Consider the following 15,334-nt stretch of genomic DNA (forward strand, 5'->3'; position numbering starts at 1 on the left):
AGAATCAAACCGGCGGCTGGCGGACGACGTCGGTGGGTCCTTCCTCGTTGGCCGGGTGCAGTGTGCGGCTCGACATTTCGGCGCGCAGTTGCGGCAGGCATTCAGGGTAGCGGTTGTTGACGAAGGTGATCAGCCGCTCGCGCACGTAGCAGCGTGCATCCCAGTTGCGCGACGAGTCCAGCGAGCTCAGCAGAATCCGCAGCTGCATGGCCTTGTCGCTGGTGTCGGTCACCTGCAACACCGCCACGCGGCCGTCCCAGAGGTGCGGGATTTCTTCGCACAGGCGCTTGGTCTCCACACGCAATGCCTCCAGGGGCACTGAGTAGTCCACCCAGAGAAACACCGATCCGATGATGCTGGACGTGCTGCGGGTCCAGTTCTGGAAGGGCTTTTCGATGAAGTATTGCAGGGGCACGACCATGCGCCGCTCGTCCCAGATCTTCACCACGACGTAAGTACCGGTGATTTCTTCGATGCGGCCCCATTCGCCTTCGACGATGACCACATCGTCGATGCGAATCGGCTGGGAAATGGCGATCTGCAGGCCGGCGATCAGGTTGCCCAACACCGGTTTGGCAGCGAAACCGGCCGCCAATCCCGCCAGGCCGGCAGACGCCAGCAGGCTGGTGCCGATCTGCCGCACGGCCGGGAACGTCATCAGGATCAGGGCAATGCCGAAGATCAGCACCAACACGTTGAGGCACTGTACCAGCACGCGTACCTGGGTCTGGATGCGCCGCGCTGCGAGGTTGTCTTCGATGTCCAGCGGGTGCTTGATGGTCATGGTGGTGGCCACGGCCTTGACGCAGCGCAACCCCAGCCAGGTCAGGCAGGCCGTGACCAGCATGCCATTGAGGTGGCGCACGGTGTTGATCATCAGCAAGTCGTCGGGCGCCGAGGTCCAGACCGCCTGCAGGCCCATGAGTGGCATCAGCCACAGGGTCGGCTGTTCGGCACGGGTGATCAGTTGCTGGGCCAGCACGAAGGACTTGGAGACCCGCCGCAGGATGATCAAGCCGACCCAGCGGATCAGCAGGATAATGCACACGGCCAGGGCGGCGGCAATCAGCGTGCTGAGCCAGGGCAGGGGCACGCGGGCCAGCAAGGATTCGGGAAGGGCATATTCCATGGGTCGAAGGCTCGCTGTGGCATGAACTGGAGTCGACCGACAGATGCCGCCACGGTTCCCCTCGATGGGCAGCCGATCAGTCTGCCAAGCGGGTTTCACGCGATGGCGAGTGGCCAAAGTAGCCGCTGTAGCACTTGCTGAAATGGCTCACCGAGACGAACCCACAGGCGATCGCCACCTCCAGGATCGACAACTGCGAATGCTGCAGCAGGCGGCGGGCTTCGGTCACGCGCAGCTCCATGTAGTAACGATGGGGCGAGGTGCCGAGCTGGTCCTGGAACAACCGGTCGATCTGACGACGCGAGCGACCGACGAACTCGGCCAATTGGTCCAGCGACAGCGGCTCCTCCAGGTTGGTCTCCATCAGGTCGATGATGTTGCGCAGCGGCGGGGTGAGCTTGCCGTTGGGCTGGGCGCCGGTGCGGCGAAAACGCAGACCTTCGAAGGCCAGGATATGCTCGACGCCACTGGCCAGAGTGTCGCCGCGTTGTTCGCGGATCAGTGCCATCATCATGCTGAAGCTGCCATTGGGGCTGGCGGCCGTGATGCGGTTACGGTCGATGACCTGGCTGGCCGGGGTCACGGTGATCTGCGGGCTGAGCTCGGCGAGCGATGCGCGGTTCTCCGGGTGCACCGCACAGCGATAGCCATCGAGCAGGCCAGCCTGGCCGAGAAACCAGGCGCCGTTCCACAACCCGCCCAACTTGATGCCACGTCGCGCGCAGTCCGCCAGCACCCGGCTGAGCAACAGGGAGGCGCGCAGCGGCGTGCGGAACCCACCACAGATGACCAGCATGTCCAGTTCGTCATGCACGCCGGGTATCAGCGGCGCGTCTGGCTGCAGTTGGATGCCCAGGTCACTAATGACCTGGCCTGGCGCCAGCCCGTAGGAACGAAGCGTATAGGCGCCGGGACTGATCAGGTTGGCTGTGACCAAGGTGTCCAGGCTGGCGGTGAAGGCCGCCAGGGAAAAGTGCTCCAGCAGCACGAAACCTACGCGCGGGCTGGCCTGGCCGCCGTTGCGCAAACCCTGGTTGGCCGAGGCGAGGTACAGCAGGTTCTTGCTTTGCCCAGCGCCGCTGAAGATCCGTTGCGTCATTGCTGCCTGCTCTCTGGATTGCCGTCTGTCGCTGCAGATATTACCGTAGTGCTGCACCCGTGGGTCTGCGAGACTGACGGCCTTTTCCTGCGGAGGACGCCTTCATGCCTTACCTGCGACACGCACCTTGCCTGCTGCTGTGCTGGCTGATCGGCTTGCCGGCATGGGCCGACGACAGCGTGATCGTCTGGCCGGCCGATTGGGACGTGCAGATCCTGCCCGATGCGTCCGACGCCCAGGGCCAGCCCAGCGGCAGCCGCCAGCGCGCGACCAAGACCGACGCCAATGGTGATCCGTTGATGATCGTCGAAATGACCCGTGGCGCGCTGGCCCAGGACCATGCGGTGAACCTGGAGGCGGTGTTGCTGGAAATGCGCAAGGCGATCCAGATCAACTTTTCCCGCTCTGGCTACCAGAGCGTCTGCACCAAGGTCAAACCGACGACATTGGGCAATCTGCCGGCGGCGCAGACCACCTGCAAGGTCACGCGTAACGGCACGCTGGCCATCACCCAGACGCTGGTCGCCGCCGTGCAGCCGGGCATGGCCTACGGCTTCAGCTATGCAGGGTCCGCCGTAGGTTACCCGCAGTTGGAAGCTGAAGTAGTGGGCATTCGTCAGGGACTGCGCTTTGCCAAGGATGAGTAGGCACACGGGTCAAGACCTGTAGCAGGCATCGGCAGCAGACGGTGCATATCTCCAAAAGACATATAAAAAGCATTATTTATTCTTTTTAAATTGTCGGCCCAGGGTGCAATCTCCACCTCACGCACTGCGGTGCGACCGAATGTCTAACGAGGATGACTGCATGACCATCAAAGCGATCAACGTACGCAACCAGTTCAAGGGTACCGTGAAGGAAATCATCGAAGGTCCAGTGGTATCGGAGATCGATGTGCAGACGCCGGCCGGCATCGTGACGTCGGTCATCACCACCCGCTCGGTGCACGAGCTGGAATTGCAGATCGGCAGCGAAGTCATCGCTTTCGTGAAGTCCACCGAAGTGTCCATCGCCAAACTGTAACAAACAGGTCCCATACTGCCGTAGAACCCGCGTTTGACGACGTTGGTGTCTTGTCACGTTTGAAGCCGGAAAGATCTTGAGGGTCGTGCTCTTGCAGGGGAGCACGGCCCTTTTTTTATACGCCCCGGTTTTCCGCGATGAAGGTCAGCCCAGCGGGGTCGGCGCCAAGGTACCGAGCAAGGCGACTGCAGCCACGGCGCCCAGTCCGCAGGCCCATTCCAGGGTGACCGTGCGCTTGAACGACTGCACATCTACCGGGCCTTGCGCCAGTTGGCGGCGGTGCCACAGCGCCAGCCCGAGCATGGCCAGCACCAGCGCCAGCTTGACCGCCAACACCGTGGCGAAGCCGGATTCGCCAGGCATCGGCAGGAACGATCCGGTCAGCACCCGCGTGTTGATCAGTCCGGTCACCAGCAGCCCTGCCACCAGCACGCAGCCCACGCCGCTGAAGCGGCCCAGCACCACGCGCAGATCCTGCTCGCCGGGACGTGCCAGCACGAACATCAACAGCATCAGACCACCCAGCCAGGCGCCGACGCACAGCAGGTGGATCAGTTGATTGACCACCAGCCAGGTGCCGGCCGCACCTTCGAGCATCGCCGCGTGGCCTACCGGCGCCAGGGTTGCCAAGGCCAGTGCGCTCAACGGCCTGGCCACCACCTGCAATTTCGGGTTGGGAATACGCAGGCATACCAGCACGGCCACGCAAGCGAACAGGTGCAGGGTCCAGACCTTGCCGAAAAAGGTTTCACTCAGGACCCGGCGCACCAGCGCCATGTCCAGCGAACCGCCCATCTCGAAGGCCACGGCGAACAGCCAGGCCACGCCGCTGATCAAGGCCAGTGCCGCAAGCAGGCACACCAGTGGATCGATCAGGTTGCGCAACCGCCCTTGCTGGCCTGGTTGGTCGAGCAGCAGCGGACGGAACATGCACGCGCCGAACACCAGCATCAGGCTGGTGAAATGCAGAAAACGCAGAACGATCAACACGCTCATGCTCAAGGACTCACGGTGAAGCGGTATTCGCCCGCGCTTTTGTGCGTGTCTACCGACACTACTTGCCAATGCACGGTGTACTGGCCGGCGGCCAATGGAGCAGCAGGCTTGACCACCAAAGTCTTACGATCGTTGGTGGCACTGGCCAATGGCTGCAGAGCCACTGGATCACCGCCAGAAGCAGTCAGGGTGACCTTGCTGAAGCCCAGCTCGATGGCTTCGGAAAACCCCAGGCTCAATTGCGCAGGTGCAGCAACGGAAGCATCGGCGGCAGGCACCGGGTGAGTCAGGTGGGCATGAGCCAGGGCTAGCGGCGAGACGAGAACGAGCAGGGCAGCGCTGAGCAACGTGCGGACGGACATGGCAATGGCCTTGAACACTGAAAAAGGCCGCCAATAAAGCATGATCCGGGCGCTTGGGCAACGCCGCCCAACCCCATGCCTACTTTATGGCCAAGGCCGACCCGAGCCGCCAGCCGGGCTGAACTCCCCAAGGCTCCTCCAGCCTAACCTGCATGACTCATTGACCAGGAGGCCTTCATGGCCAGCAAAAAAGTAGCCGATATCGTCATTCAGACCTTGCAGGAAGCGGGTGTGCGCAACTGTTACGGCATCGTCGGCGACACGCTGAACCACGTGACCGATGCGATTTCGCGCAGCGAGATCGAATGGGTCCACGTACGCCATGAAGAAGCCGCAGCCTTCGCCGCCGGCGCCGAGTCGTTCATCAGCGGTCGCTTGACGGCCTGTGCCGGATCCTGCGGCCCGGGCGGGCTGCATTTCATCAACGGTATCTTCGAGGCGCAGCGCAACAGCGCGCCCATGGTGCTGATCGCCAGCCAGATCGTCACTAGCGAGCTGGGCATGGACTTCCCGCAGGAAGTGGATTTCAAAGCCATCTATGGCAGCTGCACGGTGTTCTGCGAGCAGGTCTATACCCCTGAGCAAGCGCGCCGGGTCACCACCCTGGCGGCCCAGACGGCACTCAATGAAGGCGGGGTGGCCGTGATCATCCTGCCTTCGGACATCAGTTCGGCCGAAGTCAAGAATGACCGTCCCTTCAGCGTTCACCAGCCGCGGCCCGTGCTGCAACCCAGCCCTGACGAGCTGGCAGGCATTGCCGACATGCTCGCCCAGGGCAAGAAGATCGCGATCTATGCGGGCTTTGGCTGCGAAGGCGCCCATGACGAATTGATCGAATTGGCGCAGCGCTTGAAAGCGCCCATCGCCCACACCTCGCGGGCCAAGGACTTCGTCGAATACGACAACCCCTACAACATGGGCATGACCGGCGTGTTCGGTGTGGAATCCGGCTACCACGCCATGATGGAGTGCGACACCTTGCTCTTGCTCGGTGCCGACTTCGCCTGGGGTCAGTTCTACCCGCAAAACGCCAAGGTCATCCAGGTGGACCGCAAGGGCGCCCACCTGGGCCGTCGCCATCCCATCGACCTGGGCGTGGTCGGTGATGTGCTGCCGACCCTGCAGGCGCTGCTGCCTCTGGTGGCCGAGCGTACCGAACACAGCTTCCTGGAAGATTGCCTGAAGGTGCGGCAGAAGACCTTGAAGACCCTGGCTCACGACCAGCGTCACACCGACGGGCACCTGATCCATCCTCAATACCTGACCCACCTGCTGGACAAGCACGCGACCGAAGATGCCTTGTTCACGGCCGATGGCGGTTCGCCCATGGTGTGGATCTTGCGGCACATCAATACCAACGGGCAGCGCCGCACCCTTACCAGCCTGCGCCACGGCACCATGGCCAATGCCATGCCGCAGGCGTTGGGTCTGCAGAAGGCGTATCCGCAGCGTCAGGTCATCTCGCTGTCTGGTGACGGTGGCTTGGCCATGCTGATGGGCGATCTGCTCACCGCCGTGCAGGAAAAGCTGCCGATCAAGGTGGTGGTGTTCAACAACAGTTCACTGAACTTCGTGCAGATCGAGCAGAAGGTCGAAGGCTTGCTGGACAACTTCACCAGCCTGCACAACCCGGATTTCGCCAAGCTGGCCGAGGTGATGGGTTTCTACGGCGAACAGGTATCGGACGGCGCCAGCCTGGAGCGGGCGGTGCAGCGCTTCCTGAATCACCCAGGTCCTGCACTGCTGGACGTGAAGGTCAACCCGGAAGAGCTGGTGATGCCGCCCAAGATCGAGTTTTCACAGGTGTCCAACATGGCCCTGTATTCGGCCAAGGCCATGCTCAACGGTCGCGCCGACGACGTTGCGCACATGCTGGTCGACAATTTCATCAAGTAAGCCTGATCAGGCCGCCGAGCCAGGCTTGGCGGTCTATTTGTTCTCTTTGCTTTCCTTGTGAATCAGGTACATGACATAACCGAACGAACCCAGCGTCGCCGTTATGATGGTCAACATGATCACACCGTCCATGACACACCTCCAGGAAATGAAATTTCGTTCAGGTGACTATGGACGTTATCGGCAAATGAAAACAGATTCAGAAAGCGCTGAAAAAACCGGATCAGATCGCGAACTTGCCATTCAGTAGCTTGGCGAAGTGCGCGATGGCCAGCTTGTAGCCATGGGTACCGAACCCTGCAATCACGCCCACTGCCACTTTCGAGACGAATGAGTGGTGACGGAACTCTTCGCGGCGGTGAACGTTGGAGATATGGACCTCCAGCACGGGCACCTCACAAGCGATCAATGCATCGTGAATGGCGATCGAGGTATGGGTCCAGGCGCCTGGATTGATCACGATGCCGGCCACACGCTGACGTGCCTGGTGAATCCAGTCGATCATCTGGCCTTCGTGGTTGGTTTGCTTGCATTCGACCGCAAAGCCCAGCTCCTGCCCGCTCTCCACCGCCATGGCTTCGACGTCGGCCAGGGTTTCATGGCCATAGACGGCAGGCTCGCGCAAACCCAGCATGTTGAGGTTGGGGCCATTGAGTACGAGGATGATCTGTGACATGGGGTTTCCTGGTCGGCAGTGATGAACCAAGCGGGCAGGGCGCCGCGCTGTGGCAATGAGACCGGAAGAATACCCAAAAAAAACGAGAAAAGTGACGGATGTGAAAACGGGTGGTCTGTCATCGCGCAATCAATCGCGCTTTTCGACATCCACCCGCTTTCTATCTCGCTCGAACCACAGGCGCGTTGCGCCCCGTCCGCCTGGAGATCAGTTGCCGCTAGTACCACCAGCGCCGCTGCCTGCACCTTTGCCGGAGCTCGCGCCGTTGCCGGTGCCGCTGCCCATGGTGCCGCTGTTGGCGCCGCTGCTGTTGCCGGTGCCATTGCTGAACGTGCCTTGGCCAGTCGGGGCGCCCGAAGTAGTGCTGCCGCTGCTGCTGTTGGCGTCGTTGGTACGACCGCTGCCCATCTGGTTGCCAGTGCGGGTATCCGAGCTAGTCGTTGGGCTCGACGGGCTTGGTTCCTTGCCTGGGGGCACCGAACCGGCCAACGCATACATACTGGTGGCGGACAGCAGGCCAACGAGGGCAAGGCGAGTAATCGTGCGAGTGACCATGGTATTTCTCCGTTATAGGAATCGGTACGCAATTTGGGCACCAGACATCCAGCGTCGGTGCCATAAACCCGACAAACGGTAGTATATGGCCGCGTCGGCAAACCCTGCAGTTTGCCGATACAACACGGCGCGTCCCTGCACAACCGCCCCTGTAGCAGCGGCGGGAGCCGCGTCGGCGGTACACGCGGTCTACCGGATACAACACGGTGACGTCGGACGCGGCTCGCGCCGCTGCTACAGGGCTTGGGTTACCAGAAGGGTGCAGGAGCCTGCAGTGCGTTCTTGATCGTGGTGATGGCGATCTCGATATCCTCTTTTGTGCTGTATCGGCCCAGGCTCACCCGTAAACTGCTCGACGCCTGGGCCTCACTCAAACCCAAAGCCAGCAACACATGCGAGGCAGCAGCGCTCGCCGAGTTGCACGCCGAGGTCGAAGACACCGCGATGCGCGCAGCGACCGCTTGCGTGGAAAAAGAGCCACTGGCAATGCACACGTTGAGGGTATGAGGAATTCGCCACTCGGCGCATCCCGTGAGTGAGACGCCCGGCAGTGCCAGCAAGCCTTCGCGCAAGCGTGCGGCCAATGCTGCGATGTGCTGGTTATCTTCGTGCATCTGCGCGGATGCCAAGGCGAATGCCGCGCCCATTCCAACGATCTGGTGGGTTGCCAGCGTGCCCGAGCGCAGTCCCTGCTCATGGCCGCCGCCATGCATCTGTGCGCGCAACACAGGTCGCGCCCGCGGCCCGACGTACAGGGCGCCAATGCCCTTGGGGCCATACACCTTGTGCGCAGACAGCGACAACAGGTCGATCACGCCATGGGACAGGTCGATGTCAACCTTGCCGGCCGCTTGCGCCGCGTCCACGTGCAGCAGTGCGCCATGGGCGTTGACCAGCCGGCCAATTTCGACGATGTCGGTCAGTGTGCCCAGTTCATTGTTGACCCACATCAGCGACACCAGCCGCGTGTTGGGTCGCAGCGCCAGCCTCACGGCCTCCGGCTGGATGAGGCCGTGGGCGTCCGGGCTGAGCCAGGTGACTTCGCAGCCGGCAGCCTGTTGCTCGCGAACGGTATCGATGACCGCCTTGTGCTCCAGCACACTGCTGACAATGTGATCTCCCGGCCGGGTGCAGCCCTTGATCGCCAGGTTGTTGGACTCGGTAGCCCCCGAAGTCCAGACGATGTCGTCGGCCGGCGCATGGAGCAGCTCCGCCACTTGCCGTCTGGCCAATTCGACCGCTTGGCGCGCTTGCTGGCCAAAAGCGTGACCGCTCGAAGCCGGGTTGCCGAACACGGCATCGCGGCCCATGCAGGCGAGCATGGCCTTGATGACCTGGTCGTCGATGGGGGTAGTGGCGGCGTAATCCAGATAAGCGGGAAGGGTAGGCATAGCGTCTCGACCAGTGCTGATTTCGTGCTGATCATGCTAGCGGTAGGCGCGGTGAAAAAATTTGATATCTGAAAAGCCATTGCGACGTTATGTGCAAAGATTTTGCTCGCACAGTGTAATCGAGGGAATAATATTGCGATCAATCTTGTCAGTCCTCAATCATCCACTCAGGCGCGCTTTTTTCATGGACAAGTTCGACGTGGCAATCCTCGAGATCCTTCAGGCCGATTGCACCCGCCCGCTGGCTGATATCGCCGAGCAGATCGGCCTGGGTGGCACGGCGTGCTGGCGACGCATTCAGAAGCTCGAACAACAGGGCGTGATCACCCAGCGGGTCGCACTGCTCGATGCACGCGAGCTGAATGTCGCGGTGACAGTGTTCGCCGAGTTGCGCACGCAGCGGCACAACGCGCAGTGGCTGGCGGACTTCCACACCGTGATCGGCGCATTACCCGAAGTAGTGGAGTGTTATCGAATGGCGGGGGACACGGACTACATGCTGCGCATCGTGGTGCCGGACATAGCCGGCTATGACGCGGTGTACAAGCGGCTGATCCAGGTAGAGGGGATAACCGACATCAGCTCGACGTTCGCCATGGAGCGCATCAAGTCGACCACCGTGCTGCCCCTGCAATACGCAAAACGCACGTAGCTCTGTAGGAGCGGTCACCGGCCGCGAAGGGAGCACCGCGTAGCATCTGTTACACCGCGGCGACCTCTTCGCGGCCACAGACCGCTCCCACAAGATTGCGTCATGGCACATACGTAGGAGCGGTCATCGGCCGCGAAGGGAGCACCGCGTAGCATCTGTTACACCGCGGCGACCTCTTCGCGGCCACAGACCGCTCCCACAAGATTACGCTGCCTACGCCGCCTATGTAGCAGTTTACGCATGTGGGAGCGGTCATCGGCCGCGAAGGGAACACCGCGTAGCAGCTGGCGCACCGCAGTGATCTTTTTCGCGGCCACGGACCGCTCCTACAGGGTTGTGATGCTAGCTATGTATAAATTCATGGCTGTAGGTAGTTACCGCAGCATTACTTCTTCTTGACCGAAGTCTTGTCGATCATTTCCACGATGGTGCCGTTCGGAATGTTCACGCGCACGAACTTGTCTTTGATCTCCACCCACTGCTCGTTCTCTTCAGGCTGCGCCAGACCCTTCTGGGCCGGGTTGACCGCCAGCTCCTTGCGCTTGTAGGAATCGGGCACCTTGTCGCCTTTTTCGAATTCGTGCGGCTCGGTGCCCGGACGGTCCAACGTAACGCTCTGGTCTTTATCGCCGACGTCGGCTGCGAAAGCGGGCACGCTCAGGGCGCAAAGGGTAGCGAGCGCGAGGCGGGGCAGCAGCTTGGAAGTGGTCATGATGGTTATCCTTGATGATCGAATAGGGCAACGTGATACGCCGGGGCGTCAGCGTCGACATGCTATTGACCAGCACCGGAGCCGATGTTTCCGTGCAAGTTTCAACAGCCTCCCTATCGCAGGGTTCTAATCCTCGCTCTTCAGTAGTTGGGTGGCCGTGCTGCCCAGCAGCGACCCCGCCTGGAAGTAGCCCATGACCGTCGCCACGCTGCGGTGCTCGGTCATCGCCATCACGTCCCCCAGGGGCACGCCCTGTCGCCCGGCCTCGGTCACGAAACCCGAGCGCAGGCTGTGGGCGGCCCAGTCACCCTCCAGGCCGGCCAGTTGGGCCCGGCGTTGGACGATGCGGGCCACCTGGTCACCGCCAATGCCGTGGCTCGACACCTTGTCACCACGGTACAGCCGGCGAAACAACGGGCCCGTGCTGGCTGGCGCAGCGGCTAGCCAGGCGGCCAACGCATGGGCGGCCGGGCCGCGCAATGGCTTCTCCCGTCGCGCCCCGGCAGTGTCGGTCTTGGTAGCGCCGAGACTGTAGACCCAGGTGTCGGCGTCCAGACGACGCACGTCGCCCACTTGCAACCCGACCACTTCCGAGCGGCGCCGACCGCCGCCGCTCCAGGCCAGCAGTAGCAGGGCACGGTCACGCGTGCCACGCAGTCCGTCGGTGCAGGTTGCCAGCATGGCCTGCAACGGCTCCAGGGCCATGGCCGTTTTCTTGCGCACGGTCACGCCCTGGCGCACTTGTGCCTTCTGCGCGCTACGCAGCAGGGTCTTCAGCGCAGGGGCGTCGATCGGACTGTCCCAGCCTTTGACCCGATGCCATTTGCCCAGCACCGCCAAACGATGCTGCACCGTGCTGTAGGCCAGCGGGCCGGGGCGCGATTTGGCGCCGGCTTCGACCAAGGCCTGATCGACGGCCTTCGGCAACAGGTGATTCCAGTTGCCGTCATCCATGGGTCGCGCCAGGTGATCGAGGACGAACTGAATCGCCACGGCCACAGGCAACGCACCGTCGCCCAGCTCTCGGCTGTAACGCAGTTTCAGCCAGGCGGACCAATACGCCAGGGCGCTGCGATAGCTGCGCACGGTGTTGGCCGCGGTGCCGGCAGCAACGAACGCCTCAGCCGCCTGGGCGGTGGTTTCCGCCAGCGAGTGCAGATTCAGTGGCCTGATTTCGACCAGAGCGATGCCAACTGTATTTTTCATTACGTTCTACGTATCATAAATTAGGATTGATGATTTTAGGGTCGGATAATCTTTCATTATCATACCTAATCCAACGGAGAGCAGGGCATGGCAGTAGGTGTACCGGAAACAGACGTATTTGCCGCAGCCGATGCGGTGCTGGCTCGCGGTGAGCGGCCAACGGTCGAGCGCGTGCGTCTGGAGCTGGGCCGAGGCAGCCCGGCCAGGGTCGGCGCGCTGCTCGATCAATGGTGGGAGCGCCTGGCCGAGCGGCTGCGCGGAGAAACCCGCCTGCCGGGGCTTCCGGCTGAAGTGGCGCAGGCATTCGTGGCGATCTGGCAACAGGCAACCACCCTGGCCCAGGGTGTGGTCGAACAGTCGCTCGCTAACCAACGCGAGGTGCTGGCGGCTGAACACGAGCGCGTTGCGGCCCTAGAGGACCAGGCCCGCCGCGACACCGCGCAGGCCCGGCGCCAGGCAGCCGAGGCGGATACGGCACGCATCAATGCCGAAACCCGACTGGCCGATCTGGAAAAGCTTCTGGCCCAGCGCCAGGTGCAGATCGACGACCTGCAACAGCAGCGGATCGAACTGCAGCATGCGCGGGGCGAGCTCCAGGCTGATCTCGTGGCGCTGCAACAGACGCTGCGCGATCAACAACATCAGGCCGAGCACAGCCGCCTGGCTCAGGAGGCGTACGTGCGCGCAGTGGAGGAGCGCTCGCACCGCGAGGTCGATCGCGCCCGTGAGGACCTCAAGGCGCGCAACCTGGAGGCCCGCGAGCAGCAGAAACAGATCGAAACGTTGCACAAGCGTCTGGAGCAGGCCCGAATCGAGTTGGGCGAGGCGCAACTCCAGGCGGCGGCCATGGACGCCCGTTCAGCGTTGGCCATCGAGCAGGGCGAGCACGCTCGGCAGCAACTCGAAGCGCAGCTGCTTAGCGCGCAACAAGCCCAGGCCTCAGCGCAGCAAGCCGCCGCAGCCCAGCAGGCACGGGCCGAAACCCTGGACGCGCAACTTGCGCTGCTACGCCTGCCACCGCCACGCAAGCCACGCAGCCGAAAGACCGAGTGAGCCGCGCAACGCTCGCACTGGCTAAACCGCTCACACAGCCTGAGCGCTGACAACATTGCCGCCAGGCCTGCGGCGGATCACTATCGGCAGGTGCCTTCTCAGGTCGCAAATCCCATAACAACAAGATCCACTAACAGAAGCAGGGTCATGTATGCGCGATTACTTCAGCACCGCCCAGGCTTTCGATTATTCGCAAACCTCCGCGCAGGATCTGCACGGCACCCTCGAGCAGCTCAACGCCTGTGTCGAATGCTGCGACCGTCACCTTGATACCCGTCACTCTGGAAAGCCCGCCGTGGCCCTGTATTGCGAATCGCAGCAGGGCGTCGCCACGCAGTACACCTTCGAGCAGTTGCACGCGTACGCCGCGCAGTTCGGCAATTTCCTGCTCACACAGGGCGTAAAGCCTGGCGATCGCGTGGCCGGATTGATGCCGCGGACCGTGGAATTGCTGATCGCCATACTCGGTACCTGGCGCATCGGCGCGGTCTACCAGCCGCTGTTCACCGCGTTCGGGCCCAAGGCCATCGAGCAACGCCTGCACTGCTCCCAGGCGAACTGGGTGGTGACCGACCTGCACAATCGCCCGAAGCTCGACGAGCTGGAACAGCGCCCGAATGTGTTGACCGTGGGCTGCACCGCAGCAAGCGCCAACGAACATGATTTCTGGACCGTGCTGCAAGGGCAGAGCCGCGAATGCGATCCCGTCATGCTCGATGGCAACGCACCCTTCATGCTCATGTGCACCTCCGGTACCACCGGGCCGGCAAAACCCCTGGAAGTCCCGCTGCGCGCATTGCTGGCGTTCAAGGGTTACCTGCGCGATGCCGTGCAGCTGCGCGCCGAAGATCGCTTCTGGAACCTGGCCGATCCCGGCTGGGCCTACGGCCTTTATTACGCCGTCGCCGGTCCGCTGGCGCTGGGGCATGCCACGCTGTTCTACGACGGCGGCTTTACGGTCGACAGTACGTGCCGGGTGATCGACAAGTACGCGATCACCAACCTTGCAGGCTCACCGACGGCCTATCGCATGCTGATCGCGGCCGGTGACCGTTTCGCTGCCGGTGTGCGCGGACGCCTGCGTATTGCCAGCAGCGCTGGAGAGCCGCTCAACCCGCAGGTCATTCGCTGGTTCGCCGAACACTTGGGTGTCGTGGTCCATGACCACTACGGCCAGACCGAGCTGGGCATGGTGCTGTGCAACCACCATGGGCTCGACCATCCGGTGCATGAAGGCTCTGCCGGTTTTGCCGTGCCGGGCCACCGTATCGTCGTGCTCGACGCGCAGTTGCAGGAGCTGCCCGCCGGTCAGCCGGGTGTGCTGGCGGTGGACCGCGAGCGCTCGCCGCTGTGCTGGTTCGGCGGTTACCTAGGCATGCCGACCAAGGCCTTCAAGGGCAAGTACTACCTGAGCGGCGACACCGTCGAGCTCAATGTGGACGGCAGCATCAGCTTCGTCGGGCGTAACGACGATGTCATCACCACTTCGGGTTACCGCGTAGGACCTTTCGACGTGGAGAGCGCGTTGATCGAGCACCCGGCGGTGGTCGAGGCCGCTGTAGTGGGCAAGCCCGATCCCGAACGCACCGAAGTGATCAAGGCGTTCGTGGTGCTGCAAGCCGGTTTCCAGGCCGGCCCCGAGCTGGCCGAAACCCTGCGCCTGCATGTGCGTCAGCGTCTGGCCGCCCATGCGTATCCGCGCGAGATCGAATTCGTCGAGCAGCTCCCCAAGACACCCAGCGGTAAATTGCAGCGCTTCATCTTACGCAACCAGGAAATCGCCAAGCAGCAGGCGCCCAGCGCCTGACCAGGAGACCGTTTCATGCATGTCAAAGACAAAGTGTTCATGGTCAGTGGCGCCGCCTCCGGGCTGGGCGCCGCTACCGCGCGGATGCTGGCCCAGGCCGGTGCGCGCCTGATGCTGGTAGACCTCAATGCCGAGGCGTTGCAGGCGCAGGCCACTGAGCTGGAAGCAGGTTACGCAGTGGCCGACATCACCCAGGCCGATGCGGCCCAGGCCGCCGTGGACATGGCCCTGCACAGCTTTGGCGAACTGCACGGCCTGGTCAATTGCGCCGGCGTGGTCGCCGGCGAAAAGATCCTCGGCAAGCAGGGCGCGCACTCACTGGACAGCTTCAGCCGGATTATCAATATCAACCTGATCGGCACCTTCAATCTGCTGCGTCTGGCTGCCGAAGCCATTTCCAAAAGCACCGCGAATGCCGAAGGCGAGCGCGGGGTGATCATCAATACCGCTTCGGTGGCTGCTTTCGACGGCCAGGTAGGTCAGGCGGCGTATGCGGCGTCCAAGGGCGCGGTGGCCAGCATGACCCTGCCGGCGGCGCGCGAGCTGGCCCGCTACGGCATTCGCGTAATGACCATCGCGCCGGGCATCTTCGAAACACCGATGATGGCCGGCATGACCGATGAGGTGCGCGCTGCCTTGAGCGCCGACGTACCCTTTCCACCACGCCTGGGCAAGCCCGAGGAATATGCGGCACTGGTGCGCCACATCATCGAAAACAGCATGCTCAATGGCGAGGTGATCCGTCTCGACGGCGCCCTGCGCATGGCGGCCAGATAA

General features: G+C 62.7%; 16 protein-coding genes. 7 read left to right on the plus strand and 9 right to left on the minus strand.

All coding sequences use genetic code 11. The features are described from left to right. Positions 1-4: 4 nt before the first annotated feature. Together LT40_RS10310 and LT40_RS10315 are read right to left on the minus strand one after the other, a co-directional pair. The gene (locus LT40_RS10310) at positions 5-1,129 is read right to left on the minus strand and encodes a mechanosensitive ion channel family protein (RefSeq protein WP_052393383.1); all 1,125 of its coding nucleotides are present in this window, start codon (positions 1,127-1,129) and stop codon (positions 5-7) included. Positions 1,130-1,205: 76 nt separating this feature from the next. Further along, a complete protein-coding gene (locus LT40_RS10315) occupies positions 1,206-2,228 on the minus strand; it encodes a GlxA family transcriptional regulator (protein WP_043189658.1) in 1,023 nt (340 codons plus the stop codon). A 104-nt stretch (positions 2,229-2,332) separates the two neighbouring features. On the opposite strand from LT40_RS10315, the gene LT40_RS10320 reads away from it, so the two are divergent. Both LT40_RS10320 and LT40_RS10325 read left to right on the plus strand, forming a co-directional pair. Continuing rightward, positions 2,333-2,875, plus strand: coding sequence for a DUF4946 domain-containing protein (locus LT40_RS10320; RefSeq protein WP_043189660.1), 543 nt, complete (start codon positions 2,333-2,335; stop codon positions 2,873-2,875). Between the two features lie 160 nt (positions 2,876-3,035). Continuing rightward, positions 3,036-3,251 carry a TOBE domain-containing protein gene (locus LT40_RS10325; RefSeq protein WP_043189662.1) on the plus strand — a complete coding sequence of 72 codons (216 nt, stop codon included), beginning with the start codon at positions 3,036-3,038 and terminating at the stop codon, positions 3,249-3,251. A 144-nt stretch (positions 3,252-3,395) separates the two neighbouring features. On the opposite strand, the gene copD is transcribed toward LT40_RS10325, so the two are convergent. Both copD and copC read right to left on the minus strand, forming a co-directional pair. Further along, positions 3,396-4,247, minus strand: a complete 852-nt coding sequence (gene copD / locus LT40_RS10330; protein WP_043189664.1) for a copper homeostasis membrane protein CopD — start codon at positions 4,245-4,247, stop codon at positions 3,396-3,398. A 2-nt stretch (positions 4,248-4,249) separates the two neighbouring features. Continuing rightward, on the minus strand, positions 4,250-4,609 hold the full coding sequence (gene copC / locus LT40_RS10335) for a copper homeostasis periplasmic binding protein CopC (protein ID WP_043193565.1): 360 nt from the start codon (positions 4,607-4,609) through the stop codon (positions 4,250-4,252). Positions 4,610-4,786: 177 nt separating this feature from the next. Between copC and LT40_RS10340 the strand changes: the two genes are divergently transcribed. After that, on the plus strand, positions 4,787-6,505 hold the full coding sequence (locus LT40_RS10340) for a thiamine pyrophosphate-dependent enzyme (RefSeq protein WP_043189666.1): 1,719 nt from the start codon (positions 4,787-4,789) through the stop codon (positions 6,503-6,505). A gap of 223 nt (positions 6,506-6,728) precedes the next feature. Here LT40_RS10340 and aroQ read toward each other — a convergent pair whose 3' ends face one another. The 3 genes from aroQ to LT40_RS10355 all read right to left on the minus strand — a co-directional run bounded on the left by aroQ (position 6,729) and on the right by LT40_RS10355 (position 9,127). Then, positions 6,729-7,181, minus strand: a complete 453-nt coding sequence (aroQ, locus tag LT40_RS10345; RefSeq protein WP_043189669.1) for a type II 3-dehydroquinate dehydratase — start codon at positions 7,179-7,181, stop codon at positions 6,729-6,731. Positions 7,182-7,388: 207 nt separating this feature from the next. Beyond that, positions 7,389-7,736 (minus strand): hypothetical protein, encoded by a 348-nt coding sequence (locus LT40_RS10350; RefSeq protein WP_043189670.1) that lies wholly within the window; start codon positions 7,734-7,736, stop codon positions 7,389-7,391. 248 nt (positions 7,737-7,984) lie between these two features. After that, a complete protein-coding gene (locus LT40_RS10355) occupies positions 7,985-9,127 on the minus strand; it encodes a cysteine desulfurase family protein (RefSeq protein WP_043189672.1) in 1,143 nt (380 codons plus the stop codon). Between the two features lie 184 nt (positions 9,128-9,311). On the opposite strand from LT40_RS10355, the gene LT40_RS10360 reads away from it, so the two are divergent. After that, the gene (locus LT40_RS10360; RefSeq protein ID WP_043189674.1) at positions 9,312-9,779 is read left to right on the plus strand and encodes an Lrp/AsnC family transcriptional regulator; all 468 of its coding nucleotides are present in this window, start codon (positions 9,312-9,314) and stop codon (positions 9,777-9,779) included. Positions 9,780-10,164: 385 nt separating this feature from the next. On the opposite strand, the gene LT40_RS20945 is transcribed toward LT40_RS10360, so the two are convergent. Continuing rightward, complete coding sequence (locus LT40_RS20945; protein WP_052393384.1) at positions 10,165-10,491, minus strand: RcnB family protein; 327 nt, start codon at positions 10,489-10,491, stop codon at positions 10,165-10,167. Positions 10,492-10,617: 126 nt separating this feature from the next. Then, entirely contained in the window at positions 10,618-11,697 is a 1,080-nt protein-coding gene (locus LT40_RS10370) for a site-specific integrase (protein WP_043189677.1), read from the minus strand. Positions 11,698-11,784: 87 nt separating this feature from the next. Here LT40_RS10370 and LT40_RS10375 point away from each other — a divergent pair, with 87 nt between their 5' ends. From LT40_RS10375 to LT40_RS10385, 3 genes are all read left to right on the plus strand, one after another. Further along, positions 11,785-12,750 carry a DNA-binding protein gene (locus LT40_RS10375; protein WP_043189679.1) on the plus strand — a complete coding sequence of 322 codons (966 nt, stop codon included), beginning with the start codon at positions 11,785-11,787 and terminating at the stop codon, positions 12,748-12,750. A 151-nt stretch (positions 12,751-12,901) separates the two neighbouring features. Then, positions 12,902-14,557 carry an AMP-binding protein gene (locus tag LT40_RS10380; protein ID WP_043189682.1) on the plus strand — a complete coding sequence of 552 codons (1,656 nt, stop codon included), beginning with the start codon at positions 12,902-12,904 and terminating at the stop codon, positions 14,555-14,557. 15 nt (positions 14,558-14,572) lie between these two features. Further along, on the plus strand, positions 14,573-15,334 hold the full coding sequence (locus LT40_RS10385; RefSeq protein WP_043189684.1) for an SDR family NAD(P)-dependent oxidoreductase: 762 nt from the start codon (positions 14,573-14,575) through the stop codon (positions 15,332-15,334).

Source organism: Pseudomonas rhizosphaerae (assembly GCF_000761155.1).
Taxonomy (GTDB): Bacteria; Pseudomonadota; Gammaproteobacteria; order Pseudomonadales; family Pseudomonadaceae; genus Aquipseudomonas; species Aquipseudomonas rhizosphaerae.